This window comes from Leptospira congkakensis, assembly GCF_004770265.1.
Taxonomy (GTDB): Bacteria; Spirochaetota; Leptospiria; order Leptospirales; family Leptospiraceae; genus Leptospira_A; species Leptospira_A congkakensis.
The window spans coordinates 392,580-419,095 of sequence record NZ_RQGQ01000017.1 but is presented as its reverse complement, the minus strand read 5'-3'; the positions used below and the strand labels follow the sequence as shown (position 1 = coordinate 419,095).

25 protein-coding genes are annotated in these 26,516 nt (G+C 39.8%); 11 read left to right on the top strand and 14 right to left on the bottom strand.

Annotation, left to right across the window (positions count from 1 at the left end; all coding sequences use genetic code 11):
• Nucleotides 1–59: 59 nt before the first annotated feature.
• Together ygiD and EHQ70_RS15460 are read left to right on the top strand one after the other, a co-directional pair.
• Nucleotides 60–899, top strand: coding sequence for a 4,5-DOPA-extradiol-dioxygenase (gene ygiD / locus EHQ70_RS15465; protein WP_135587876.1), 840 nt, complete (start codon nucleotides 60–62; stop codon nucleotides 897–899).
• Nucleotides 900–905: 6 nt separating this feature from the next.
• Entirely contained in the window at nucleotides 906–1,553 is a 648-nt protein-coding gene (locus tag EHQ70_RS15460; RefSeq protein WP_135587874.1) for an alpha/beta hydrolase, read from the top strand.
• A gap of 1 nt (nucleotide 1,554) precedes the next feature.
• Here EHQ70_RS15460 and EHQ70_RS15455 read toward each other — a convergent pair whose 3' ends face one another.
• Both EHQ70_RS15455 and purB read right to left on the bottom strand, forming a co-directional pair.
• Complete coding sequence (locus EHQ70_RS15455; RefSeq protein WP_135587872.1) at nucleotides 1,555–2,136, bottom strand: class I SAM-dependent methyltransferase; 582 nt, start codon at nucleotides 2,134–2,136, stop codon at nucleotides 1,555–1,557.
• A 76-nt stretch (nucleotides 2,137–2,212) separates the two neighbouring features.
• A complete protein-coding gene (gene purB, locus EHQ70_RS15450) occupies nucleotides 2,213–3,517 on the bottom strand; it encodes an adenylosuccinate lyase (RefSeq protein WP_135587870.1) in 1,305 nt (434 codons plus the stop codon).
• A gap of 108 nt (nucleotides 3,518–3,625) precedes the next feature.
• On the opposite strand from purB, the gene EHQ70_RS15445 reads away from it, so the two are divergent.
• Entirely contained in the window at nucleotides 3,626–4,393 is a 768-nt protein-coding gene (locus tag EHQ70_RS15445; protein ID WP_002972927.1) for a glucose 1-dehydrogenase, read from the top strand.
• On the opposite strand, the gene EHQ70_RS15440 is transcribed toward EHQ70_RS15445, so the two are convergent.
• The 4 genes from EHQ70_RS15440 to EHQ70_RS15425 form a co-directional block, all read right to left on the bottom strand.
• A complete protein-coding gene (locus tag EHQ70_RS15440; protein ID WP_135587868.1) occupies nucleotides 4,380–6,344 on the bottom strand; it encodes a M23 family metallopeptidase in 1,965 nt (654 codons plus the stop codon). The genes EHQ70_RS15445 and EHQ70_RS15440 overlap by 14 nt on opposite strands.
• A gap of 90 nt (nucleotides 6,345–6,434) precedes the next feature.
• Nucleotides 6,435–7,217, bottom strand: a complete 783-nt coding sequence (locus tag EHQ70_RS15435; RefSeq protein ID WP_135587866.1) for an enoyl-CoA hydratase/isomerase family protein — start codon at nucleotides 7,215–7,217, stop codon at nucleotides 6,435–6,437.
• A gap of 33 nt (nucleotides 7,218–7,250) precedes the next feature.
• Nucleotides 7,251–8,219 carry a response regulator gene (locus tag EHQ70_RS15430; RefSeq protein ID WP_208729567.1) on the bottom strand — a complete coding sequence of 323 codons (969 nt, stop codon included), beginning with the start codon at nucleotides 8,217–8,219 and terminating at the stop codon, nucleotides 7,251–7,253.
• 6 nt (nucleotides 8,220–8,225) lie between these two features.
• Nucleotides 8,226–9,575, bottom strand: a complete 1,350-nt coding sequence (locus EHQ70_RS15425) for an EAL domain-containing protein (RefSeq protein WP_135587864.1) — start codon at nucleotides 9,573–9,575, stop codon at nucleotides 8,226–8,228.
• An 88-nt stretch (nucleotides 9,576–9,663) separates the two neighbouring features.
• Between EHQ70_RS15425 and EHQ70_RS15420 the strand changes: the two genes are divergently transcribed.
• The gene (locus tag EHQ70_RS15420; protein WP_135587862.1) at nucleotides 9,664–9,909 is read left to right on the top strand and encodes a GlsB/YeaQ/YmgE family stress response membrane protein; all 246 of its coding nucleotides are present in this window, start codon (nucleotides 9,664–9,666) and stop codon (nucleotides 9,907–9,909) included.
• Between the two features lie 95 nt (nucleotides 9,910–10,004).
• Here the strand turns inward: EHQ70_RS15420 and EHQ70_RS15415 are convergent, their stop codons facing one another.
• Nucleotides 10,005–10,748, bottom strand: a complete 744-nt coding sequence (locus EHQ70_RS15415; RefSeq protein WP_135587860.1) for a YebC/PmpR family DNA-binding transcriptional regulator — start codon at nucleotides 10,746–10,748, stop codon at nucleotides 10,005–10,007.
• Nucleotides 10,749–10,871: 123 nt separating this feature from the next.
• Here EHQ70_RS15415 and EHQ70_RS15410 point away from each other — a divergent pair, with 123 nt between their 5' ends.
• The 4 genes from EHQ70_RS15410 to EHQ70_RS15395 are packed head-to-tail and all read left to right on the top strand — an operon-like array spanning nucleotide 10,872 to nucleotide 14,953.
• Nucleotides 10,872–12,038: an acyl-CoA dehydrogenase family protein gene (locus tag EHQ70_RS15410; protein WP_135587858.1), complete on the top strand. Its 1,167-nt coding sequence runs from the start codon at nucleotides 10,872–10,874 to the stop codon at nucleotides 12,036–12,038.
• 55 nt (nucleotides 12,039–12,093) lie between these two features.
• Nucleotides 12,094–12,663: an anthranilate synthase component II gene (locus tag EHQ70_RS15405; RefSeq protein ID WP_135587856.1), complete on the top strand. Its 570-nt coding sequence runs from the start codon at nucleotides 12,094–12,096 to the stop codon at nucleotides 12,661–12,663.
• Nucleotides 12,660–14,555, top strand: coding sequence for an ABC transporter ATP-binding protein (locus tag EHQ70_RS15400; protein WP_135587854.1), 1,896 nt, complete (start codon nucleotides 12,660–12,662; stop codon nucleotides 14,553–14,555). Before EHQ70_RS15405 ends, EHQ70_RS15400 begins: the two co-directional genes overlap by 4 nt.
• Entirely contained in the window at nucleotides 14,552–14,953 is a 402-nt protein-coding gene (locus EHQ70_RS15395) for a response regulator (RefSeq protein ID WP_135587851.1), read from the top strand. Before EHQ70_RS15400 ends, EHQ70_RS15395 begins: the two co-directional genes overlap by 4 nt.
• On the opposite strand, the gene EHQ70_RS15390 is transcribed toward EHQ70_RS15395, so the two are convergent.
• On the bottom strand, nucleotides 14,940–16,817 hold the full coding sequence (locus EHQ70_RS15390) for a HEAT repeat domain-containing protein (protein ID WP_208729566.1): 1,878 nt from the start codon (nucleotides 16,815–16,817) through the stop codon (nucleotides 14,940–14,942). The two genes, EHQ70_RS15395 and EHQ70_RS15390, sit on opposite strands and share 14 nt — an antisense overlap.
• Before the next feature lie 143 nt (nucleotides 16,818–16,960).
• Between EHQ70_RS15390 and hflX the strand changes: the two genes are divergently transcribed.
• The gene (gene hflX / locus EHQ70_RS15385) at nucleotides 16,961–18,520 is read left to right on the top strand and encodes a GTPase HflX (RefSeq protein WP_135587849.1); all 1,560 of its coding nucleotides are present in this window, start codon (nucleotides 16,961–16,963) and stop codon (nucleotides 18,518–18,520) included.
• Here the strand turns inward: hflX and EHQ70_RS15380 are convergent.
• Nucleotides 18,501–18,875 (bottom strand): STAS domain-containing protein, encoded by a 375-nt coding sequence (locus EHQ70_RS15380; RefSeq protein ID WP_135587847.1) that lies wholly within the window; start codon nucleotides 18,873–18,875, stop codon nucleotides 18,501–18,503. The two genes, hflX and EHQ70_RS15380, sit on opposite strands and share 20 nt — an antisense overlap.
• A 6-nt stretch (nucleotides 18,876–18,881) precedes the next feature.
• Nucleotides 18,882–20,165: a homoserine dehydrogenase gene (locus EHQ70_RS15375; RefSeq protein WP_135587845.1), complete on the bottom strand. Its 1,284-nt coding sequence runs from the start codon at nucleotides 20,163–20,165 to the stop codon at nucleotides 18,882–18,884.
• Nucleotides 20,166–20,309: 144 nt separating this feature from the next.
• Between EHQ70_RS15375 and EHQ70_RS15370 the strand changes: the two genes are divergently transcribed.
• A complete protein-coding gene (locus tag EHQ70_RS15370) occupies nucleotides 20,310–20,957 on the top strand; it encodes a hypothetical protein (RefSeq protein WP_135587843.1) in 648 nt (215 codons plus the stop codon).
• A 3-nt stretch (nucleotides 20,958–20,960) separates the two neighbouring features.
• On the opposite strand, the gene EHQ70_RS15365 is transcribed toward EHQ70_RS15370, so the two are convergent.
• On the bottom strand, nucleotides 20,961–21,572 hold the full coding sequence (locus EHQ70_RS15365) for a hypothetical protein (protein ID WP_135588506.1): 612 nt from the start codon (nucleotides 21,570–21,572) through the stop codon (nucleotides 20,961–20,963).
• Between the two features lie 94 nt (nucleotides 21,573–21,666).
• Here EHQ70_RS15365 and EHQ70_RS15360 point away from each other — a divergent pair, with 94 nt between their 5' ends.
• A complete protein-coding gene (locus EHQ70_RS15360; RefSeq protein ID WP_135587841.1) occupies nucleotides 21,667–22,935 on the top strand; it encodes a formylglycine-generating enzyme family protein in 1,269 nt (422 codons plus the stop codon).
• Nucleotide 22,936: 1 nt separating this feature from the next.
• Here EHQ70_RS15360 and EHQ70_RS15355 read toward each other — a convergent pair whose 3' ends face one another.
• Genes EHQ70_RS15355 through EHQ70_RS15345 form a run of 3 tightly spaced genes read right to left on the bottom strand, consistent with a single transcriptional unit; the run spans nucleotide 22,937 to nucleotide 26,455 of the window.
• Entirely contained in the window at nucleotides 22,937–23,398 is a 462-nt protein-coding gene (locus tag EHQ70_RS15355; protein WP_135575933.1) for a MarR family winged helix-turn-helix transcriptional regulator, read from the bottom strand.
• Between the two features lie 37 nt (nucleotides 23,399–23,435).
• Nucleotides 23,436–25,022 carry a phytoene desaturase family protein gene (locus EHQ70_RS15350; RefSeq protein ID WP_135587839.1) on the bottom strand — a complete coding sequence of 529 codons (1,587 nt, stop codon included), beginning with the start codon at nucleotides 25,020–25,022 and terminating at the stop codon, nucleotides 23,436–23,438.
• The gene (locus EHQ70_RS15345; RefSeq protein ID WP_135587837.1) at nucleotides 25,022–26,455 is read right to left on the bottom strand and encodes a DUF4139 domain-containing protein; all 1,434 of its coding nucleotides are present in this window, start codon (nucleotides 26,453–26,455) and stop codon (nucleotides 25,022–25,024) included. The genes EHQ70_RS15350 and EHQ70_RS15345 overlap by 1 nt, the downstream gene beginning before the upstream one ends.
• Between the last annotated feature and the right edge of the window lie 61 nt (nucleotides 26,456–26,516).

Sequence of the window (26,516 nt, the reverse complement as noted above, 5' to 3'; positions counted from 1 at the left end):
GATTTGATATTAAACTATCTAAATAGAGGAGTCGGGATCTAAAAAATTCCGGAAACCAGATGAATTCAGTAGAAACAAAAGAAAATTTGGCCCTTTTTCAAAATTCCACCACACTTCCTTCCCTCTTTCTGGGGCATGGCAGTCCGATGAATGCAATTGAAGAAAATGAATTTGTGGATGGGTTGCGGGACCTCGCAAAAACCATCCCAAAACCAAAAGCCATTCTTTGTATTTCCGCACATTGGGTGACGGACGGAACTTTTGTAACTGCTATGGAAAATCCTCCCACCATACACGACTTTGGTGGTTTCCCAAAAGCATTATTTGATGTCCAATACCCTGCTCCAGGTAGCCCAGAACTTGCAAAACTAATTCAGTCTACAGTTAAATCTCAAAATGTTCAATTGGATTATGAATGGGGATTAGATCACGGAGCTTGGAGTGTCATCAAACATATTTACCCAAAGGCTGACGTTCCCGTTGTGCAACTAAGTATGGATTATAAAATTTCGCCGGAAGCTCATTTTCAATTGGCCAAAGAATTGTCTTCCCTTCGAAACCAAGGTGTTCTCATTCTTGCCAGTGGGAATATTGTACATAACTTGCGTATGGTGGCTTGGGACAGATTGAACGAAGTATATGGATTTGATTGGGCATTGGATGTAAACCAAAAGGTAAAAAATTGGATTTTGGCTGGAGACAACGATTCCTTAATTCAAATTCGTAATCATGGAAAAGAATTCGAATGGGCCATTCCCACTGCGGAACACTATTTACCATTACTTTATACTTTAGGAACAAAATTGGATTCAGATTCTATTTCCTTTTTTAACGACAAACCAGTGGCAGGTGCTTTGACGATGACTTCCGTAAGATTGGAACCGAGTCAAAAAGGATAATAAACCATGGAAAAACCACTAGAATATTTAGTACGCAAACCAAAGGTTTCGGTGGAAAATCCGCCACTTTTACTTTTGTTACATGGAGTTGGAAGTAATGAAGAGGATTTATTTTCCTTATCTAATTACCTACCTGAATCTTTTCTCGTTGTTTCTGCCAGAGGTCCTTTAACTTTAGCACCAAAAAGTTATGCTTGGTATGAAGTTTTATTCACAACTGGCCAACCTAAGATCAATTTAGAGCAGGAAAAAGAAAGTAGAAGGCTCTTGATAGAATTTCTGGATTATCTGAAATCTAATTATCAATTTGATGAATCGAATGTTTGGATTGGTGGTTTTAGCCAAGGTGCTATCATGTCTTATTCTTTGGGATTATTATATCCAAATAGATTTAAAGGAATCATAGCACTCAGCGGAAGGTTGTTAGAAGAAAATAAAGAAATTGTGAATGTTAGCGAAGATGTTTTGAACAAAAAGGTTTTTATATCACACGGCACAAACGATCGAGTTTTGTCTGTTGAGTATGCGAGATCGGTAAAAACATATTTAGAAACATTGGGAATTCATCCTCATTACAAGGAATATGAAGAAGGCCATAGTATCAACCGTGAGATGTTAAAAGATTTAATCCAATGGTTGGATGAAAATCTTTGATTTATTTTTTGATAAAGTTGGCAGTGAACGTCCTGCCTTTTCCAAAAACTTGTTTGAGACGTAATCCAGTGGGTAATAAAATTTCTTCTACGTTTGCGAGAGTTAGGGAATCCGGATCACCAGCTTGTTCGGATATTGATACAATTCCATTTGGTTTTAATACTCTAAACATTTCTTTTGCATAACGGTTGGGTTCTGAAATTTCTCCAAGAACTGTAACAAGATAAATCACATCAAAATGATTATCAGGAAAAGGAAGAGAATCCTTTTGAGTAAGTGATAATTCTACGTTTTTGATTCCTTTTTGATTCATCCGTTTTCGTGCTTTTTCAAGCATTTCTGGCTGAATGTCTGCAAGATAAAGTTTTCCTTTTGGAATCTTTTTTGCAATGAAGGGGCTAAAATATCCAGGCCCACATCCGAGTTCCAAAACAATAGAATCATCTTTAAGACCCAATCGACTGGCCAGTTTGGCTGGCGATAAGTATAGGTTTCGGAATGGAAGGAGTAACATCCATGCCATTTGCGAAGGATATAATCCCTTTCCGACTAGTCTTTGAAAAACATTTTGTTTATCAGCCATGAGATTATATCCTTTTCTAATTTGAATCAGGTTTCCGTTTACTTTGGAAATTTCATTTTTATTGACACGATCGGAATCAATCAATAATCCCCAATCGTTTGAAGATGAGTGGAATTCGTTCCAAATAAGGTTTGATTTGGAAAATTTCATTCAAATCGCTTTCTTTGAGGATGGCAGAACATCTTGGATCTTGTTTCAAAAGGTCACGAAGATTTTTAGATTGGTCTGCCCAAACCGCCATTGCATTTTCTTGAACGATGAGGTAGGCGTCTTCCCTTGTGATTCCACCTTTCTCAATTAACCATAACAAAACTTTTTGTGAAAATATAAGTCCACGGGTTACGTTTAATGTGCGTTCGGTGGCATCTGGATAGACATGAAGGCCTTTTAAAACAAAATTCATTTTTTCCAAAATATAATCGAGAGCGATAGTGGAATCGGGTAGGACAATTCGTTCGGCAGATGAGTGAGAAATATCTCGTTCATGCCAAAGTCCTACGTTTTGTAATCCAACGTTTACATTGGAACGAATCACTCGAGAGATCCCAGAAATTCTTTCACAGACAACAGGATTTCGTTTGTGAGGCATAGCTGAGGAACCTTTTTGGCCTTTAGCAAATGGTTCTTCTACTTCGCGTCCTTCTGTTTTTTGTAAAAGACGGATTTCTGTTGCCATTCGATCCAAACTAGCAGCAACCACACCAAGCACGGACATATAAAAAGCATGGCGATCGCGTGAAATGACTTGTGTGGCAATTGGATCTACAGTTAAACCAAGTTTGGTTAAAACATATTCTTCAATTTCTAAATCAATATTGGAATAAGTTCCTACAGCTCCAGACAATTTACCTACAGCAATTTGTGTACGAGCATCTTTCATCCGTTCTAAGTTTCGAGTCATCTCTGCATAGAAGAGAGCAAACTTAAGACCAAGTGTCATTGGTTCTGCATGGATTCCATGGGAACGTCCGATACAAGGAAGGTCTTTGTACTCTTTTGCTTTTTCTTTTGTAGTTTGTAAAAGAGTTTCGGTTCTTTGGATGAGAAGATCCATTGCTTGAACCATTTGTACGCAAAGTGCTGTGTCACCAACGTCACTGGAAGTCAGACCAAAGTGAACATGACGGCCTGCTGGTCCTATATAAGAGTTTAAATTGGTCAAATAGGCGATGACATCGTGATGTACTTTTGATTCTATTTCTAGAATTTCATCTACATTGAATTTTGCCTTTTGTTTGATGGTTTCTAGGTCTTCTTTGGGAACCTCACCGCGGTTCGCACGGGCTTCACAGGCATAAATTTCTATATCTGTCCAAATCTTAAATTTGTTCTCTAATTCCCAGATGGCGGAAATCTCTGGATGGCTGTAACGATCGATCATAAGGGCAGTCTTTCATTAGAAACTTCTGTTTCAACTGGGAATTTTACGATTGCCGAACGATGTTCGAAATTCAAGTTTAGAATCTAGTAATAAATCCTAGGGGGGCATATGTCCAAAGAATTCGAAGGAAAAGTAGCACTGGTAACGGGAGCTGCCTCTCCCATTGGTTTGGGAAGAGCAATCGCAAACCGAATCGCATCGCATGGTGCAAGTTTGGTGCTTGTTGATTTGAATCAGGAAAAAATTGAAGAAGCTGCAAGAGAAGTAGAAGCTAAATTTGGTGTGAAAGCAATTGGCGTTGCTTGTAACGTAACAAAACCAGAAGACTGTGATGCTGCTATCAGCAAAACAAAAGAGGCTTTTGGAAAATTAGATTTTCTTGTGAACAACGCAGGTGTTTTAAAAGACAATCTTCTCATTCGTATGTCTGAACAAGAATATGACTTTGTAATGGATGTGAACTGTAAGGGAGTTTTCCTTATGACTAAATCCGCAAGTAAACTCATTCTAAAATCTGATTCTGGTCGGATCGTAAACATTTCCTCAGTTTCTGGACTCACTGGTCAACCAGGCCAAGCAAACTACTCCACTTCCAAAGCCGGAGTAATTGCATTAACAAAAGTTTCTGCTCGTGAATTTTCAGGAAGAAACGTTTTAGTAAATGCCGTTTGCCCAGGTTATGTTCAAACAGAAATGACTGGAACACTTTCTAAAGAAGTGCAAGACAAATTGACTGATCCTTCTGTGATCCCACTCAAACGTCCGGGAAAACAAGAAGAGATTGCATCTGCTGTTAAGTTTTTCTTAAGCAACGATGCATCTTACATCACTGGAACTTACCTCCGTGTAGACGGTGGTGCTGCTATCGGGATGTAGATTTTTTATCCTTTGCCTTAGGTGCGATTGTTATTGGTTTAACCGCCTTTTGCACCTTAGGCGAAGATTGTTTGGTTTTTATTTCTTTTGTATTCTTTTTATCTTTGATAGTATCTGGGTTTTGATTGTCTGAAGTTGGTTTTTTCTTTTCTTCCGGCATTGGTGGAGTTTGGATTTCATAATCATACCGCACTGTAGAACTCCAGTTCCCTGCAAAATCTCTTACACTTGCAAGCACTGTATGTTTTCCTGGTTCGTATAAAATCTCGGGTTCAAAGATTTCCAATCGGCCGTCTTTGGGAAAAAACTCAGCTTTGCCCGGAATTCCATCCACTGTGATGTCAAACCCATCCGGCATAATGCCTGATCCAACATCCACTGCTTTTAGATACAAAGCAAAGTCCTCTCTCGGGTATACTGTTTTGTTCATCAAATCATGGAGATAAATTGTAGGAGGGGTTTGGTCTGATAAAACAACAAAGAGTCCTGTTTTACGTAGTCTTACTTTGAAGAATTGGCCCCAGGAACTAAAAGAAGATCCATTGACCTTTTTTACATTCCCATCTGCCAAAACTTCATACAAATCTGCTGAATTGATATCTTTGGTTTTGGGCACCTTTACATAAAGGTCGTAACCTAAATTAAAATCTTTAAAGTCAGGTCCAATTTTATATACACTAGAAAGTTGATTGAGGCCTTTTGTATTGATTTGGATTTGTTCTTGAGCTTCGATATCGAAAAATGCTTTGGAATACACGGCATTTACCGGGAAAAACAATTCCACTTTTGTATCTTTCGATTTGAATGTAGTATAACGATCATAGTACACGTTGTACTTCCATTCTTTGGTGACAATATGACTATAATCTCCTTGGTCCTTTAGGATATAAAAGGAAGCAAAGGACATTTGCCCACCCATTCCTGTGGCCCGAATGGTGATTTCCTTAGGTTCTCCCAAACGCATTTGCTCGCTATCAAGTAAACCTTGTTCTCGGCCATTACTTCTCATTCCGAGTAAATCATTTCCATCGCGGGTGTGCAGATAGTATGAAAATGGATTTCCATTGGGTTTACTGACAGAACTATCATATAACAAAACATTTTTACGAGTATGTTCTTTTAAAATCTTTGAAAGTTGAAACCCTTGTAAAACGTTTTCACCAATTAACATATCTAAGGTGAAAATTCCTAGACGATTGTTATTGGATTTTTGATGCAGTGCGATTTGGATTCCAACTTTTCCTTGGATAAAAAGTGTAGGGGACTCTGAAAGTTCAAATCGATTTCCACTGGTTTCGTAAAACGGAATTTCAACGGTTTCATTTCTACCATTGATAAAGGTACGCGGTGTTTGTGGAGTGATCCGAATTGTATTAAAGACAATTGGTTCTGCGACACTATAACCCAATCCATAATGCATTGGATTGTAATATACATTGTCTTTAAAAAGTTCAAAATGTAAGTGTGGTGGGCCAACGCCAGTGTCACCAGAAAATGCAATGGTTTCTCCCGCATCTACTTCCACTGCTTCTGGAAGTGCAATATCAAAATCCGTTCTATCTTTGTAACGTCTTGCTTGTTTTGATTTTAAAATTTGTTTAATAATTTTTTGAGAGAATTTGTGTAAATGACCATACCGAGAGATCATTCCATCATCGTGTTGGAGAAATAACGCATAACCAATGCTAGTCCATCTTCTTTGTACACGAGTGACTTTTCCTTTTGTTACTGCAATGATAGGAATTCCAATTCTCCCGCCGGTGGAAAAATCTTGTCCCATATGAAAATGTCCTGTTCTAAATTCACCGAAAGCACCAGTGATAGAGTCGTATCCTTTCACTGGCCAGAGATAAGGATTTTTTAAAACAAAACCCGGTGGGTAATCAGAGACAGATATTGCAGAGAGGGGATAAAAAAATAGAATGAGTACTAATACGAGAGGACGCAACATCTGATTTCACTATAATTTTCGGCTCTTATGGTGAAAAGACTTATAAGAATCGAGGGGCGTTTCTCATTTTCCCCTCGAGTTCCTAAAATTTTATTTAAAAACGGGCCTACGTTTTTCTTTAAGAGCGGTCATTGCTTCGAGTAGATTATCAACAACACCAGGTTGTTCAAAGGATTTGATTGTATCCTTTTTATATTGTTCTAAATTTGCAAGGAGCGCCCCATTCAATGTGTTCTTTGTAGAACGATACGCTGCGGAAGGAACTTTTGAAAGTGTTTCCAATTTCTTTAGAGCAATCTTTCTTATGTCTTCTGGGGTCGGGGCAATTTCATCGATGAGTCCAATTTTTTTGGCTTCTGCACCTTTGTAAGTGCTTCCTTCCAAACAAACTTCTGCCCAATACCTTGGATCCACACACATACGAATGCGATCGATAAAACTTCCTGGAAGTGGAAGGCCTACGTTTACTTCTGTAAAACCAATCCTTCCTTTTCCATCCAACATGTATTTAAAATCGGAAGCAACGGTGATCACTGCACCACCGCCCATCGCATGACCTGTGACTTCTGTGATCAAGGGTTTATCAAACTTAACAAGTTCTGCAAAAAGGATTACAATACCACCCACTTCATCTATAAGTTTGTCTCTGCTGGTAGAAAGTAAATTTTCTGCATCAAGTCCGTTACAAAAAAACTTAGGATTGTCAGTGGTTAAGATGACACCTCGTTTGGAATTGTCGGCTTTGATTTCATTTAAAATCTCACCGAGATCTCTCATGTTTTGTCCGGTCAGTGAGTTTTGGTCGTTCATTTGAAAGCGAATGATTTCGCCTTTACCGTTGGGAATGTCGATGACTTCACGTTTGTAATTCATTTGTTTCTTCTTTTGTTTTGTGATTTAAAAATTTTATGATTGAGGAGGTGTTTCGGTCGAATCGGTGTTAGGTTTAGTTTCTTTAGGTGTTTCAGAACTAATTGGTTCCGCTGGAGTGTAAGGGAGAGCCGGCCCACCAATTGGAATTTCTATTTTTACTTCACCGAGAGAGGTTGGACCAGTTGCTACGTTTTCTTTAGCACTATCTTTTGCAAACTTTTCCTTTTTCTCTTTTTTACGTTGTTCTTCTACTTTCTGTTCTTCCATTTTAACGTATTCTTCGAATTCGTTTGGAGCCATAAAAACTAACATTTTTTCATCATCTGATGCGTGTTCAATGAATGCTCCCATATGACGGCCAGCAATAAACACTACTTTTTCGTGTCCCATAAAAAGTTTCATCACTCGCTCAAAAACTTCTACTTCTTCTTTTCCAAGTTCGGGAACCACACGAACATCAAAACAAACACGTTCTGTAAGGATGGATTTTAAAAAGTTAGGAGTGAATATTTTTTTGAATTCAGGGAATACATATCGTTTGAGATTCGCGCGGCATTGGAATAAAACCCGCCCGTGACCCCGATCCACAACAATAAAAGACATATTGTCTCTAGTTTTTGAAGATTCGCTAAATTTATATTCTTCAATATGGGAATGAATTCGATCAAGTAGCGGTTGTTTGGCTAAAGGTTTCACCATATAATCTGTAAAGCCCAATGCTTTTTGATTTGCAATGAAATTGGTATCCTCTTTCGGAATCATTGCAAGAATCGGAATGTTGTGTGTGATGACATCACGTCTAAGTTCCAAAACAAATTCTAATTCTTTTTTGTCCTTAAAAGTCAAACCCATAAGAATGATATCTGGGTTGGCCGATTTTACATACTCTTGAACAGTTTGCGAAAATTTTGTGATGACTACTCGTTGGCGTAAACCAAGGAAGATGTTTTCTAAATCCTGTGCGGAATTTAGATCGTTTTCTATCGCCATGATAAAATGCATATAATTTTAAATTAAACCCGCCTCTGATGCAACTCGAAACAAATTCCCAACTTTCTTTTGTTTTTCTGACAAAATTTTATCTGTCAATACTTCTTTCACAACATCTTCGTGGATGGAATGGAGAAGATCAAAATCTCTTTTATAATCCGATACTGTCATTTTTCCAAATAATATATTTGCTTGGAACTGATAGATTTGGTGTTCCATCAGAAACCGTAAAGTATCATAGTCTTCAACGGCCTCAGCAGTGATCACGGCTTCCCTGTTGTCAGCAAGACGTTTACAATAATCAATAAATGCTAAGTTGTCCAAAAATTTAATTTGGTCTTCTTCGATTTTGAATTTAAAACTAATAGGATCCAATTTGAATTCTTTAATCATAATTCCAAGATCCAAAACAATTTGATGTGATTGGCTTTTGACTCCAAAGTCGTCAGCAGCAAAACTCATTCCATGTGAATAAAAAGCATGGCAGACATCTTTTAGTGGAAAGTGAGAATCATCATAAGGTTTTTCAACAAGTTCAAATCTTATGTTCTCAGGAATTAAATCTTTATTTCGAATGAGTCGTTGCAATCGATCTACTCGACCCGTTTGGGAAAATGTATCAATCAAAGACTGCGGAGAAATATTAAATTTTAATAATCCCGGTGCTCCTTCACAAGCAATGATCAACTTTTCTAAAATCAAAAGTTCGATTCGGTTGAGATCTTGGTCGGATGGAATGTCATTGATTAAATCTTTGTAACCAATGTATGCCCCACCACCGAGGAATACTTCGCCACCTTTCACCGAATACGTTTTATCTTTAGGATTGAAGATGACTGTGGGTTGGATCATGGCTTCATGAACTGATCCTGAAATATAAGTATTTGCTTTGTTATAGTAGGTCCAACTCCAACGAACTAAATTATCATTAAGATTTTTTTCGGAAGATTTATATAGTTCGTTATAAATTTCATCACTGTCTGAGATAAAGTTAGATTGAGTTCTGGAAACTCCAAAGTGAAAGGAAACAACTTTATTTTGTAAACATTGTTGTTGGAATTTACCAACGGAATTTTCGATGTTCGGAAATCGTTCAATGTCCCACTCAAAAAGTGGAGAAATTCCCATCAGTAGTATATCTTGTTTTTCTAAGTAATGAAATCCGAATCCAATATCTTCTAAATCCAAACAGGAATAAAATTCAGTCCGGAGTAGATCCAAAAATTCGGTCAGTTCAATACCGCCAATGTTTTCAAAACGAATGAGGAAGAGTGGTTTCCCTTGGTTTTCTTGGATGAAATGTTTTTTGAACACATCCAAGTCCTTCATACCAAAATAATAGGGACCAGTTAAAAGTTGATTTTTCAAATGTAGCCTTCGTATATGAATTGATTCTCTAACGACTTCTTGTAAATTTATGAGAATTCAAAAGAAAAGGCAACAAGGATAGTAACTTATGTTTAGTTTTATTTGGTTTTTACTGATTGGTCTTGCGGCAGGATGGCTTGCCGGTCGTATTTTGCGTGGGAAAGGGTTTGGACTCATTGCCAATTTGGTGATTGGTGTTGTAGGTTCTTTTTTGGGAGGGATTGTATTTGGACTTTTAGGTTTTCGTTCCTACGGTCTGATTGCAGAACTTATTGTGGCAGTGATTGGAGCAATCTTACTCATCTTCATTGCAGGATTGATTAAAAAAAGATAATTTGCTACGGAATATTTCTCTGCGATGATCCCAACCAGAGAAACCAACCAAGATTCAAGACAGGGCGACATAAATCGTCCTGTCTTAATATTCTCTTAATCGAGTTCTACACCGTCACCTAACTCAAAGTTGGAACTCACACCTTGCACATCATCATTTGCTTCCAAGTTTTCGATTAGCTTCATTACTTTTTCTGCCGTTTCTTTGTCGTTCACTTCCACGGTAGTCATAGGGATGTATTTAATTTCCGACTCTTCCATATTCAGTCCCTTTGTGGAAAGGGCTGATTGGACAGCTTCGTATTCAGCGGGAGCTGTGATCACCGTATACATTCCATCATTCACTTGGATGTCTTCGGCCCCAGCACCAAGTGCTAAATCAAACAAAGCTTCTTCAGAAATTTGATCTGCCTTTAGGGTGATCTGTCCTTTGCGTTCAAAAAGACGAGAGACTGCTCCTGCGTTGGCGAGGGAACCACCAAGTTTGGTTAGAATGCTTTTAATTTCGGGAGTTGTACGTGATTTTTTATCAGTGAGGACATCCACCATTATCGCAACACCACCAAGTGCGTAACATTCGTACAGACACTCTTCATATACCATACCCTCAAGTCCGCCCGTTCCCTTTTTGATGGCCCGTTCGATATTATCTTTTGGCATATTGGCAGCTTTCGCTTTTGTGACAGCAAGGCGAAGTCTCGGGTTTCCTTCTTGGTCTCCACCACCATCTTTGGCAGCTACGGAAATTTCTTTGGCAATCCTTGTAAAGATGGCGCCTCTTTTCGCGTCAATGGCCCCTTTTTTTCTTCGAATCGTCGCCCATTTCGAGTGTCCTGACATTGTTTTCTCCCAAGGCTAGGATTTTGGATTCAAAAGATTTTTCAACAGATTTAAGTCGCCCTAGTTTCTTGACTCAGAGAGAAAATTCCAAAGTACTGTAAAAAAACATCTACAAGGCACACTATGATCGACTTTTCTATCACCGATGAACAAAAAGCCCTCCGCGACTTAGCAAGAGATTTCGCCAAAAATGAAATGATTCCTAAGGCGGAACACCATGACCACACAGGTGAATATCCCAAAGAAATTTTAAAGAAAGCTTTTGACGTAGGCCTTATGAATATGCACATCCCTACAGAATATGGTGGGGCAGGCCTCGGTGTTTTGGACGAACTTATTGCTTCAGAAGAGTTATTTTACGGATGTTCGGGAATGGCGACTGCGATTCTAGCGAACAACCTTGCATTAGCGCCTGTTTTACTAGGTGCTGATGACTATGTTATGAAAAAATTCATCCAACCAATGTCTGAAACTTTTACCCTAGCCGCTTATGCTGTAACGGAACCAGGTGCAGGATCAGACGTGGCTGGAATTCGAACCACAGCAAAACGAGTGGGTGATGAATACATTGTCAATGGATCTAAAATGTGGATTACCAACGCAGGTCATGCGGACTGGTTTTTTGTTTTAGCAAAAACAGATCCAAATGCTGGCCATAAAGGTATGACTGGATTCATCGTAGATGCAAAAACTCCAGGAATCATCATCGGTAAAAAAGAAAAAAATATGGGGCAACGTTGTTCCGACACTCGTGGTGTTACTTTTGAAGACGTAAAAGTTCCGAAAGAAAACATGATTGGAAAAGAGGGTGAGGGATTCAAAATTGCAATGGGTGCTTTTGACAAAACTCGTCCTGCAGTGGCAATTGGTGCCGTAGGTGTGGCTCGTGCGGCCCTTGATCACTCCATTCGTTACGCAAACACTCGTAATGCGTTCGGAAAACCAATTTCCGTAAACCAAGGTGTTAGTTTTATGATCGCTGAAATGGCTCGCGATATTGAAGCAGGAAGACTTCTCTGTTGGCAATCAGCTTGGCTTATCGATAATGGATTTAGAAACACATACCAAGCATCGATTGCAAAAGTATTTTGTGCTGATATGGCAATGCGTGTCACAACAGATGCAGTTCAAATCTTTGGTGGTTACGGATTCAACGAAGAATACCCTGTGGAAAAACTAATGCGTGATGCAAAAATCTTCCAAATCTACGAAGGAACTTCCCAAATCCAACGTGTGATCATTTCGAAATTTCTCAATGACGGTGTTGGGATCGAAACTCCTAACGCGTAAAGATTGGAATTAGGGCAGGTGGATCCTTTGACAACTCCACTTGTCCTCTCCTAGTATGTTCCTGCTCATCGACAACTACGATTCATTCACTTATATTCTGTACCAATACCTGAACCAAATCACACCGACAACAGTCATGCGTCATGATGAAGATATGCCTGCAGATTTGTATGAGAAATACAAGGCGGTGGTTTTATCCCCCGGGCCCGGTCTTCCCAAAACTTCGGGCCAACTTTTTTCCCATTTACAATCTGTTTATGAATCTTTGCCCGTTCTAGGAATTTGTCTCGGTCATCAGGCCATTGCAGAGGTAGCCGGAGCCAAACTGGAACAGACGAGAGACATATTCCATGGACGACCCTCTGAGATCCAACATGATGGGAAAGGTCTCTTTAAAAACATTCCCAATGGATTTTTAGCAAACAGATACCATTCCTGGGCAGTCTCGAAAGTTTCTTTACCAAGTGAATTGGAAGTGACAGCCGAAACCAAAGATGGAGTCATAATGGGAATTCGTCACAGAAAATGGAATAAGGTCTTTGGGGTTCAGTTCCATCCGGAATCCATCCTCACCGAACATGGGGAAACCTTACTCCGTAACTTCTATGAGGAAGTTATCACATGAAATATTTTTTACGACTTTTGTCCTATTCCGTGCATTACCGAGAACGATTTGTTTTGGGTTTGGTATTTGCCCTTTTGACAGCAGTTTTAAATGGTATCTCTCTTACAGCCCTTATTCCCCTCTTTGATTCGTTAGGTGGAGACAAAAACAATCGTTTCCATTTGGATTTAACACTGCCTGAAAAAACCATCCTGGTTCAGGAAGTTTTACTAGGTGAAGATAGTTTGGATGGACTCGAACGACTCAAACGTGTCATTATTTCTGCAAAATTGCAAATCAACCAATACACCGCAGATATGGAACCGAAAGAAGTGGTTTGGGCTGTTTGTATTGCGGTATTTCCACTTTATCTCTTAAAACTAGGAACTTATCTTTTATCTGTCTTTTGTATTGCCACTGCTGGATATAAGGCGGTTCGGGACATCCGCCAGGAACTATTCCAAAAAGTGCAGAGGTTACCTCTCACTTATTTTTATAAAGAAAAAACGGGACTCATTATGAGTCGAGTCATCAATGATGCAGAAATTGTGGCGGCCGTCATTTCAAGTAACCTTCGTGATGCGGTGATCAACTTTTTTTATGTTGTGACTCACTTAATGATTCTGATTTATTTGAATTCAGAATTATTACTCTTAGCTTGTCTTACTATTCCCGTGGTGATATTGCCAGTAACCTTATTTACGCGGAAAATTTCCTCTTCTACTGCAAGGTTCCAAGAAAAACTCGCAGACCTCAATAGCCATATCCAAGAATTCATTTCTGGGATTAAGGTCATTCGAACCTTTCGCCAAGAGAATCAAGATCTCAAAAAATTCGATCATATCAACTATAGAGTATACCGTCGTACTTTCAAAGGACAGTTCTACTTACAAATGGCTCCAAGCCTTGTGGAACTCACATCATCCATTGTAGTACTTGGATACTTTGCAATGGGTGCCAAATTCATTTATTCAGGTAAGTTCACCCAAGGGGAATTTATGGCCTTCCTCCTTACCTTGTTATTTTTACTTCGTCCTCTCACCCAACTTTCGCAAATGGTAGGAAAAATCACCCAGGCCAATTCGGCAGGGAAACGAATTTTTGAAATCATCGATCGTGATTCTGAAGTGGTGGAACATGGAGATGAAACCATTCTCGAAAAAATAGAGAAGGGAATTCAATTTGATGACATTCACTTTTCTTATCCAGGAACCAACCAAGAAGTTCTAAAAGGAATCAACTTAGATATTAAACTTGGTGAGACTTATGCCTTTGTTGGAACCAGTGGTTCCGGTAAATCCACAATGATGGATTTAATTCCTAGGTTCTTTGATCCTACTGCCGGTAAAATTAAAATCGATGGGATCGACATTCGTAACTATTCTCTCAAATCCCTTCGCAAAAAAATAGGAATTGTGACTCAGGAAATTTTCCTCTTTCATGGAACCATAGCAGATAACATTGCTTATGGGACTGGGGCCGCAACACGTAAGGAAGTGGTTCGCGCAGCACGTCTTGCCAATGCTCACGATTTCATCACCAATATGGAAAATGGTTATGACACCGTCATTGGCGTGCGTGGACTCGACTTAAGTGGAGGCCAAAGGCAACGTTTGGTCATTGCTCGGGCTTTGTTGCGAAATGCGGAAATTATGATTTTAGATGAAGCAACGAGTGCCTTGGATGCAGAATCCGAACGTTTGGTGAGTCGGGCTTTGGAACGCCTTTTTAAAAATAGAACCACCTTTATCATTGCCCATCGCCTTTCCACAGTGCGTCGTGTGAAAAATATTGTTGTGATCGAAGAGGGTGAGATCAAAGAACAAGGGGATCACGATTCCCTTCTCGCCCAAAACGGAATTTATAAAAAATTATACGAGAGTCAATTTGCGGAAACGGAGATCCAAATATGAAAAGAGTTTTAATCGTAGATGATAACGATCGTTATGCGAATAATTTAAAATCATATTTTGACTCTAAAAACATTCCTTCTGACCGTGCTGTGGATGCTAAGGAAGGATTTGTCCTTTTTTCCAAAAATCCAAATTACGATATGATTGTTTCTGATGTGACTATGGAAACCCAAACCTCAGGGCTTTGGATGATGCGCCAAATTTATAAATCTGGTTACAAGGGTGTTCTTGTCATTGCATCCACTGGATTTGACGTAATGGGCGTAATGCCATTTTCTTCTTTGTTTTTGCCTTGGTTTTGTGGACTACATTGGATGATTCCCAAAGTCCCACTCAAACAAGGAACGGTGGAATGGGTTCCCACCGCCCTCTCAAAAGGAAAAGTTAGTCCTTTTTAGGAACTTTGATTTCTTCGATCGGATTGAAGAGATTGTTGTGTTTTCCTTTTTTCAAATTGGAATATTTGCCAGTGTTTCCATCAGTTCCTAACTTTTTCACTTCGATGATATCCAGTTTTGGATAAAACACCCAACCTGTGACAAAGGCATCCCGTGCCCCAGGAAGAGTGGATTCCATTTTTACTTGGATGTATTTATCCGTAAGAATATCTTCTCCAATACGAACTGCAAATTCCTTTTTGGTTTCGGAAAGGATGAGACCAATCTCTTTGTTTTTAATATAAGATACCGGTCTAGAACGTTCGTTTGGTTCCGCGCGGAGGTAATCATCTTCAATCAAAATGATGGCATACTTTCCAAAAGCTTTACGACGAAGTAAAGATTCCCCAATTCGTTTGTTTAATTTTTCGTCGGTTTGGGATTCATTCAATCGGATGAGGGCAAAGGTAGCAGAGAGAGAAGGATTTTTGCTGATTTCATCAATGGTCATAAGAGCCATATTTGGTTCTTCGCTCACAAACTTTTCTAAAATGCGTAGGCTTTCCCGACTTCCATGAATGGCGAGTGCTTCCAATGCGGCTTCTTTGATTTCCTGGTCATTTGACTTAAGAAATTTATCAAACACTTCCACATCAGCATCTAATTTATGATAGGCGAGACCGCGTAATGCTCCCGAAACAATCACAACATATTCGGAACTTAGACCAGTTGTGAGAATCATTTCGCGTCCTGCAGGGTCTCTTGTTTTTCCAAGACCTTCGTAACTCACAGCAATGACTTCAGGATCTTCTGCTTTTGTGCCTGCTATAAAGTAAGATAAAGACCTTTTGTCACCAATATCAGACAAAGCTTTGTATGCGGCAGGTCTTACTTGATAACCATCTTTGTCGATGGCATTCTGTAAACTGACCCGGCCGGCTTTCAACCGACCAAGTGCGAGTGCTGCAGCAGAACGTACACGGGGGATGGGATGAGAAGTAAGAATCCTTTCTAAGTTTTGACTCTTACGATAGTATTCCCATTGGAAAACTTGGACAAGGCCACCACGAATTTGATCCGTATACTCCCGGTCCTTTTTTTCTTCCTCGGAGAGAACTTCTTCCTCTTCCTTTTTGACCAATTCATTAATTTGTTCGGTTGCTTTTGCCTTTCCCGTAACTTTTGTTTTGCGATTGAGACGTTTGATGGAAATTTTAGAAGCGTTGTCTTCTTTTTTGGGTATTATTTTTTCCGGTTTTTTCTTTGTCTCAACCTCTGGTATGATGATCGGATCTTCAACAACAGGTTTTATATCTGCGTCGACAATATCTTTCTTTTGGTTGTAGTTATTGGAATCAGCACGGATATTACGAATGGCATTTTGTATCCCGATGGCTTTGGGACTATATTGTTTTAGTGAATCTAAAATATTACCAAGCGCGTTGGTCACCCGACCAATGGCTGGACCATCAAAATCATTTGGTGTGCTACTAATTAGGTCTTTGTTGGTTTGCAAAAGTTCTGGAAGTTTGGTTACCACAGGAGGTAGGTCTTCTTCCAAATAAGCAGCCGCTTGCATCTCTTGGTTTGCAGGTTCTCCTACAGTTTTTTTGCTATCAGCACGTAGGGCAATGTTCTCTGCAAATTCTAATAGAGTTGTAGCTTTTTGAGCCTCTTCAATAAACGCATCGTACTTACGATTGTTTGTAACAGGAATCGTAATTTCTTTAAACCTATTTGGGTCTAAATCGGTTCCTTGGTATTCTTTATACTTTGGTGAAACGTCTGTTAACTGGTATGGCTTTGTACTGGAACATCCTATCAACAGAACAAGGACCACCCATAAACTGCTCTTCCAAATTATGTCTTGACCCTTTTGAAACATCTGATAGCCTACTTCCATACCTTAAATATCGGATACTTACTATAAGTAAAATTAGCGGCAATCTAGCTGGTCTCAAGCCAAACCAGGTAAAAAAGTTAAAATCTCTCTCTGAAAGACGTCTCAGAGAGGATTCTATCATATCTATGGACCTTGCAAGACTTGTAGGTGAGATTTCAGTAGAAATTCGCAGGCAAGTCGGCCTTCTCATTGAGCGGACAGGTTATGTCACTCATTTGATTGTCGGCAATGACAACTCCATCGAAATTCCCCATTTAGACCGGTATCGTGTGGCTCATTCCCGACTTCGGGGCCTAAGACTTTTCCATACACATCTCAAAGAACACCCGTTAAACCAAGAAGACCTTATGGACCTTGTGTTAAATCGTTTTGATTCTATCACTGCGGCTTGTGTTGGTTCTGATGGGATTCCCAAATACTTTTTTTCTGCCTTTATCAATCCAGATCCAGATGCAAAGGAACCTTGGATCCTTACTCCCAAACAATATCCTGGACAATTGAAGTATGGATATTCGGAACAAGTTGAGGCACTTGAATCCGAATTCACAAAAAGAACTTCCAACCTCAAAGAGTCACAAAAAGAAAACAGAGCCTTTCTTGTGGGTGTGTATGATGTTCGAAAAATGAAACGTTCGCCTGACCACTCTATGGCGGAACTCAAAGAACTTTGTCGCACGGCAGGAATTCATGTGGTGGATACCTATGTCCAAAAAAGAGATCCCGATCCCAGAACCGTTGTCGGAAAAGGGAAACTACAAGAAATCATTCTCACCTCGGTCCATAAAGATATAGAACATTTGATTTTTGATTTAGAACTCACACCTTCACAGGCCAAAAAAATCTCTGATGCAAGTGATTTAAAAATCATCGATCGTACCCAACTGATTTTGGATATCTTCTCCAAAAATGCAAAATCAAGAGATGGGAAACTCCAGGTAGAACTTGCCCAACTCAAATATTTAAAAAACCGACTTTCTGAATTGGATGACAATATGAGTCGCCTAACAGGTGGTATTGGTGGAAGAGGGCCTGGGGAAACTAAGTTAGAAATTGGAAACAGGCGTGTGGAAGAAAAAATCACTCGTTTGGAAAATGAACTAAAAGACCTCAAACGCCGTAGGGAACTGAATCGAAAGGCTCGTTCCAGAAACGAAATTCCTATCGTGGGGATTGTTGGTTATACGAATGCCGGGAAGTCAACACTCCTCAATTCCCTAACCAATTCGACTGTCATTGCTGAAGACAAATTATTTGCGACTCTGGATCCCACAACTCGTAGAATTCGTTTTCCAGAAGAAAGAGAAATCATCATTTCTGATACCGTGGGATTCATTCATGACCTTCCCCCGGATCTTTCCCAAGCCTTCAAGGCAACCCTTGAGGAACTAGCAGATGCTGATTTGTTATTGCATGTGGTCGATTCCACAAACTCTAATTATGCGGAACAAATGGAAGCTGTGGACACAATTCTCAATTCATTACAATTGAATGAAATTCCAAGAATGGTTGTTTTTAATAAAGCGGATGGATTGGATGAAGAGACTCGTGCCTCATTTGAAAAAAATGAAGTCCTACTCGTTTCTGCTGTCACCCGCGAGGGACTTTCTCACCTTTTGGATCTGATTGAAGAAGAACTTTGGAAGAAAAAGGAAGAAAAACCTCTGGTTACGATACCCAGTTCGTAATTGCTTCCTGTTTTGTATTAAAAATTTGCACCTTACGCGGCAAATCCATCAGCCGAATCACATTTTCTAGAAAATGATTGAGTCCACCAATGAGGATTTTGCCATGATTGTTCTCCACAGTTTTGATGATACTAATCAGTGTCGCCACTCCAATGCTATTGATATAATCCAACTTGGTCAGTTCTAAAATGATATTGTAAACAGAGTCCCGAAAGATCACGGAAATATTTCGATTGATTTCGTAAGCGTTGGTATTAGTGATCTGGCCCACAAAGGAAACAACCAGAACTCGCTCTCCTTTGATTTCGATGAATTCTGTTTTGAGATCCAGGGAAGGAAACTGTAAATCCGCCATAGCGAGTTACAGTTTTTCCAAAAGCCGGATGGCCACAGTTTTCTGTTTGATGATGGTCGACATAGTATCAATTTCCTGCAGAGATTTCTGAAATTCCCCTTCTGTCGCTCCGTGTGTGACGACGATCACAGACACAGGCTCTGAGGTGGACTCCTTCTGTTGGACGGATGCAATTGAAATATTATGACGGCCAAGCACCTGAGAAATTTCGGCAAGAACCCCCGGTTTGTCCACCGTGGAAAAACGTAGGTAATAACGAACCAAATTGTCCGGCTCTGGAAAGGCTTTTGCTTCCGGGAAAAGGTTATTCTCCTTAGCGATGTCTTTACTGCCCAGTCGTGTTGCATAATAAATGATGTCGGAGAGAACAGCACTTGCCGTTGGCATTCCCCCAGCACCCTTTCCTGTGATCATTCCTGAATCGGCTTCTTTGGTTTTATAAAAAACAGCATTGGATTCATTCATCACATTTGCCAATGGATGGTCGAGAGGAACGAGAGTCGGGTGGACTTTGGTGAGAACTCCCGCAGAACTTCGTTTAGAGATTCCTAAAAGTTTGATTCTGTATCCAAGAGAAAGAGCAGATTGGATGTCCAAAGATTGTAGGTCAGAAATTCCTTTTACAGAAAGGGAAGCGAACGAAACGTACTCACGGAAGGCAAGACTCGCAAGCAAACCAATCTTGTGGCCAGCATCAATCCCTTCCACATCGAAGGTAGGGTCTGCTTCTGCAAATCCTAGGTCTTGTGCTTTTTTTAAAGCCGTGGAATAGTCCCAGGCTTCTTGTTCCATTTTGGTTAGGATGAAATTTGTGGTTCCATTTAGGATTCCGCAAATGACTTCAAATTCGCAAGAAGAGAGTCCATCTCGTAATGTACGAATGATGGGGATGGAACCGGCTACTGCTGCCTCATAACCAAGTTCAGCTCCTGTTTTTGCGGAGATTGGATACAATTCCCGACCTTTTTCGGATAACAATGCCTTGTTGGCTGTGATGACGGTTTTTCCATTTTCCAAGGCGGAACGAACCGCTTTGTATGCGACATCAGTTCCGCCTATCAATTCAACAATCATATCGATATCCGAACGATTTGTTACAGATAATACATCGTCTGTTACTGGAACGTTCGTTTTACCTTGGAGTTTTCCCGGGCTACGAGTGGCAATGGTCGTTAGTTGTAAGTTGATTCCATAATGACGTTGGATTTTTTCTCGGTTTTTATCCAAGAGTTGGAGTAAGCTAGTGCCGACAACTCCGGCACCCAATAGACCAATACGAACTTCTTTCATCTAGGATCACGATTTCGTAGGAGAAAGGGAAACACACTTAAAAAAAATTTAAAAAAAAACAAATTTGAGAAGAAGTTCTTCAGCTTTTTTTGTTTTTATGTGATAACTATAATTAGAATTGTCTCGGCAATAAGGATTATCATTATGGCAACGAAAAAATCATCATCTGCCGCTAAGAAGAAGGCTGTTAAAAAAGCGGCTAAGAAAACAAATACGGTTAAGAAACAATCTACAAGAAACGAAAGTGCATCACTTTTCAGAAACGACGAGTCCGCGCAAGTTTCCCTTCAATCCCCGGTATCTCATTCCGAGGGATCATCTCAATCAAAAGAATCCGGAAATGGAGTGTATCTATTTTTGGTTCTCGCCGGAGTGCTTGCGATCGGGTATTTAGGATATGTAAAATACTTCAAAACAAAAGCTCCAGTAGCTGTAACATCTGCTCCTGCTGATGCACAAACTAAACCTGTGGCTGCAGAGCCTGAGAAAAAAGTAGAAGAAACTCCTGCACCTGCGGAAGAATCTACTGCTGGATTCCTAGTAGACAAAGTGGCTTCTAAAAAATGGTCAGAAGCAGCTGCTTATTGTAAATCGGTAGGTGGAGTGGTTCCTTCCAAAGATGATCTCGTAAAATTTGCAGCTACAGCTCCAAAAGAGATCAAATCTAGCGAAGAGAAATATTGGACTAAATCAGAAGTGGACAAGAAGTCTGGTTTGGCTTACCGTTTTTCTAACGGAAAAGCGCCAAAAGTTGATAAAGCTACTTCTTTAAAGGTTCTTTGTAAAAACTAATCTCTAACGAGAGTTTGATTGAATCGGGGCTAGAATTTCTCTTCTGATTTTGTCCGCAAGATCAGAAGAAGCAAACATCTTCCCCGATGCATCCGTTAAATAAAAACTATCTTTGGCCCGACCTGTTTCGAAATCCGTTTCAATGGTCGCAGTACGAATGTTAATTTGATTTTGCATTAAAATGCGAGATACATAATACAACAAACCTCGTCCGGCACTACTTTCCAAATACAAACAAGTTTCGTTCCTTTCGGGAAGATCACTGAATATAAACTCTGGAGTTTCGCGAAAGAATGTTGCGATTGCAGGTTCTTGGATCTGTAATTTCTCCAAAATCTCTTCGAACTTAGTATTTTTGGAAAACAGGGAATCCATCATCATCCCTAGTTTGAATGCAGCTTGGGTTGTGTCCCCGCCATCTGCCTGTAAAATAAACGAATCGATTGTAAATTCGCGACCTTGTTCTATGACTGTGCTTAGTTCACCCGAAAGGATGTCCATTTTGAGAGCATAAATGATCGTAGCGATTCTGTGGAAGGTACCAATTTGGGTAGAATCCGTTTTGAGGGAAATGAGGATGTTTTCCTTCTCTCGTTTGTATTGAAACTCAATCAATCTGGGATTTCCCTTTCCCACAGATTGTATACAAGCACAGGAAATTTCAATCAAAAGGTTTCTGCAAAATACGCCGATGATGATAAAAGACAGTATGAAAAATTTACTATTGATTCTATTCGTTTTGGGGATGGCCATGGCACCCCTTGTTTCGCAAGAGGAAACTTCGGAAGAATCACCCTTTGCATCGACTAAAAAGAAAGTCCAACTCTGGAAAGGGGAAGTTGTCGGTGTTTATAAAAATAGACTTTGGATCAAAGTTCGCATTTATCGCAACCAACGAATTTCAAAACTCTCACTTGGTGAAATTAAGTCCTTATTTGCAGATACAAAGGAATTTCCTGTGTATCAAAAACTCACGAACCTCAAACAAGGGGTTCTTTTAGTCCGAGATACGGTTTGGGAAGAAAAAAACATCAACCAAAAAAATCAATTCATCGAAGTGGTGTTAGTAGGTGATTACAAACCAGATTTAGATTCCAAAATGAAAGAAATCACCACTGATGCTTATATTTCCAGTTATATCGAAGAAGATTTTTTTACAGAACCTGATGCCTTTTTTAAAGGAAGGTTTACTCCTCCTAGAAAAACGGTTTTTCATCCCAAAGATAGAAAGGAAATGGTTCTAGTTACCAGAGGTCTTTTTTTATACGGCCAAGGAACTGATCCTTCTAGTGATAGTTTTAATCCTTATTATTTAGAACCAAAACCTTCCAACCTAAAAGAGATCCCTTCCTTTTATATTGATAAGTATGAAGTCACAAATGCAGAATATGCTTATTTTCTAAAACAAACCACTACCCAAAGTCCTCCTCATTGGATTGGGGGAAAATATCCTGCAGGAGAAGGGGATTTTCCTGTGGTCCATCTGACCTACCGTGAAGTAGAACGTTATGCGAGTTGGGTGGGGAAACGAATTCCTACCGAATGGGAATGGGAAAAAGCAGCCCGTGGCCCCGGTGTGATCGAATTTACCAACAGGGATGAAACTTTGGGTTACCAAATCATCGCTACCAAATATCCTTTTGGGGATGAATACGACTCTTTGTATTGTAATACAAGGGAATCAAAAATCGGCAAAGCACAATCGGTATTTGAATTATCTACCGAAGGGGCAAGTCCTTATGGGGCGATTGGAATGTGTGGGAATGCTCCCGAATGGACTTCCAGTGATTACCAATTGTATCCTGGGCATCATATCAAAAACTTTTCTTTTGGAAAAATTTACAAAGTAGTTCGTGGAGGTTCTTATTCAGACTCTGCAAAAAATTCTACAGCCAGTGCTAGATCTTACGGAGGGATTCCTAACCTATCCGAAGATAGGCGAGCGGGATTTCGATTGGTGATGGACTACCGAGATTAAATTACTTACAGAGAGCGTCTGTTTTTTTACCGAGTTTTTTGCAGATCTTACCCAGGACTTCTTGTTCCTCAGGTGACAATACTGCGAATTCGGATGTGATTCGTTTAACATGGTCAGGGAAAATTTGTTCGATGAGTTTTTTTCCCTCAGTTGTTAGGTGGACAGAAATAAATCGTCTGTCTTCCACACCGCGAACACGTTCTACAAGACTTCGTTTTTCTAGGTTGTCGATGACAAGAGTGATGTTTCCTGTACTTTTTAGAATTTTATCCCCAAGGTCTTTTTGGCAAAGAGGACCTAAATGGTACAAAGTCTCGAGTACCCCAAATTGGCTTTCTGAGATGCTCCATTTAGTGAACTCAGAAATCAGTCGGGAAGACAGAGACTCGGCCGCGCGTTTCAGTTTAATGAACGCATCCAGCGCCTGTACTTCTTTTTTGGATCCTTTGAATTTTGTTCCCATTAATTTAATATCAAACTATCAAATCTTAAACCAATTGTCAACCGGTTTCTTGGCTCTTTTGGAAAAGTTCTTTCATCAGCCGAAGTGTTCCTGTAAGCCCTAAAACCACAGAAGAAGCGGCAATTCCGCCCATTAAGGCACCAGCCACTCCAGGAGAGCAGGCATCCGCTCCGGTTAGGTAAAGATTTTTGATCGTTGTCCTCACACCTAACCATTCTTGCTGAAAGCGCTCCGGTGTACAGGAAAGTCCATAGATAGAACCTTCTTTGTGGCCGGTAAAAAATTCCGTAGTGATGGGGGTGGAGAGCTCTGTGAATTCGATTAAGTCCCGAAATCCGGGAAATCGTTTTTCTAAAAATTCTAACATCCCTTCGGTGATGGTTTCTTTGAGTTTTGTATAGTCTTCTCCTCGTTTTTTCCAAGGTTCATCCTTCCATTTGGCAAACAGAGAATAATCAGCAAAACTGATGGCTTCGGCAGTGTGGTCTTCTGCTTCTGGGTTTTTTAAGGAAGGAAAAGATAAATACATCATCGGAGGTTTTCCTTCTGCCAGATCATTTCTTTTCGCATAACAAGCGTCATGATTTTTGTCAGGAAAGATCCAATGGTTTTCGCCGTGGAATCCGAGTTTTGTCGGAGATTCCTTAAATCCAATATAAAGTGTGATGGAAGTGGTTCCTTGTGTGCTGAGAGTTTCCAAAGGTTTTTGGAAAGCAGAGGAATATTCTTTCGGTAATAATTTGTTGTAAGTTGTGTAGGCTCCGGCATCGGAAACAATCACATCAGCATAAAATTTCTCTTCAGAAAAAGTTTTTCCTTTTTGGACTTCTACCTTCACACCAACTGCCTTGTCTCCCTCGAGAAGGATTTCTTTCACCGTGTGGAGGATTTTTAAACTCCCACCGTTTTCTTCGACGATGGGTTCAATCGAATCGACAATTTTAGAAGATCCGCCAATGGGAAAATACCCACCATTAAAGTAATGGGTAACAATCATGGAATGGATGGCGAAAGAAGAAACGGAAGGAGGGAGCCCATAGTCACCCCACTGCGAACAAAGAAGGGCTCTTAAGTTTTCATCCTGAATATTGGTTTCCATATATTCTTTGGTAGTGATATAAGGAGTGGGAATGTGGTTTAAGTTTAAAAACTTGGCTGCTTTTTCAAATACGGCGGGCATTGCTTTTAATGTAAAATGCCTACCAAACCATTGGGCGAAAGTTTCGACATCTCGAAAGTATCTATCAATGGCTTCGGATTCTAAAGGAAATTTGAGTTTTAAGTCCGAAACAAATTTTTCTTTTTCTCCATAAACGGGAAAACTAAATTCAGGGTAATCGAAGACTTCAAAAGGTTCTTCCATTTTGTTCCACTTCACACCTTTTCTGGTGATGGAATCAAAAAGAGTTCGTAACATCGAACCTTCCGCTAAGTCCCCGATATAATGGATCCCCACATCCCATTCAAACTTTCCAAGTCGTTTGAAGGTGTGAGTGAATCCACCTAACTTAAAATGACGTTCCAAAACCAATACTTTCTTTTTGGCTATTTGGGAAAGGATAGAGGCGACCGCGAGGCCACCAATACCAGAACCGATAATGATTACGTCATATTTGTTTTCCATTATTGGTATTTTGTTTCTACAGTGTATTCCACAGTTACGGTTTCATTGGCTTTTACAGTAACATCTGTATATGCCTTCGTTGCGGATTCTTTTGTGAATTTATGAGAGGATTTTGTGATATTCCAATCACCCCAAAGGTTAGTATAGAATCGAACTTCGATTGTTTCTTTTTTTCGGTTTCGAATTTCTGCAGAGTAAGTTGATTTATCTCCACGGGAAAGTTTGAACACTTCGTTAGAGAGTCGTTTGCCGTTAGCAACCACATCAAAGGCTTGTCCCGTTTTGATTTTTACTTCTTCGTTTTCAGGAGTGTGGTCAATCGTATCTTCTCCCAGAAGTTGTTGGCGTCCTTTGGAATCTGCTTTGAAAACGCGAATGGTTCCTAGTGGGAGTGGGCGACCTAAATTATTTTTCTTCGCATTTTTGAAGATGTACTTGATGGTTGCGTTATTGAAATTCTTTTCATTCCCTTCATACATAGGAAGGTTTTCAAAAACAAAAAACTTTTTGATTTCGATTCCTTCTGATTGGAATAGTTGGACCTGTTTAGTTTGGTTGTAACCAATATTGGTTGGTTGGTCCAATGTATATAAATAGTATTCTGACAAATTCTCTTGATTGAATTCTGGAGCTGCACTCGATTCATCATATTCTTTCATCATTGTCTTTTTTACAGTGCGGGATTGGTTTGCATACACGTTGGCTTGGTTGGAGATTAAATTTACCTTCCCTGCCACAAGTTGCAATGTTGCGTTTTTAAACTCAGCACCAGAGTTGTTATTCAAAGTAACCCAAGAATTCAAACCACAAAGTTCTTCTTCTTTATCCAAAACAAGGATATAATCAGCGGACCAACCAAGGCCATGGGTTTGGTAAGAAACTTCTAAGGTTTGTTCCTTTTCTACATCGTTCTTTAGTTTCCAAACAAGAGTAGGTTTTGCATAAAGATTTTCAGGAATGGTGGGAACCGTCACTCGTCCATTGTAACCAAGAGAAATTTCATCTCCAATTTTATACACAGGGTTTCCATTGTTAGAGATTAACGTCGCTTTGACGGAAGTTGTTTTTTCTTTTGTTTCATTGTAAAGGGTAACTTCTTTTCCAATGTACTTGTCCATAAGGCGTTCAGGGGAAATTAAATCGTATTCGTAGTTTTGTTCAAATACGGTAAGTTTTTTAGGATCTTCTCCTTTGACTCTTACGGTTTGTGGGATGATTTGAGAAGGAACATCTTCAAAACGCAAAGTCCGAATCCCTTTGGATAAATTTAAAAGGCGAGTTTCCCGAACGAGACCAATCCCTCCATTGTAAATGGTAACACTGACTGATTTGCGGTCAGACTGGGTGGACATATCAAATGCGGAATCAGAGGTAATGGCTGCTGTAAAAATCATAAGTGTTAGAGTGGTTAAGGGTAATATTTTGGATTTCATGTATTCTCCCATGAGCATTCTACAGTCTTCGAATGTAAAAAACGAATGCAACCAAAAACGT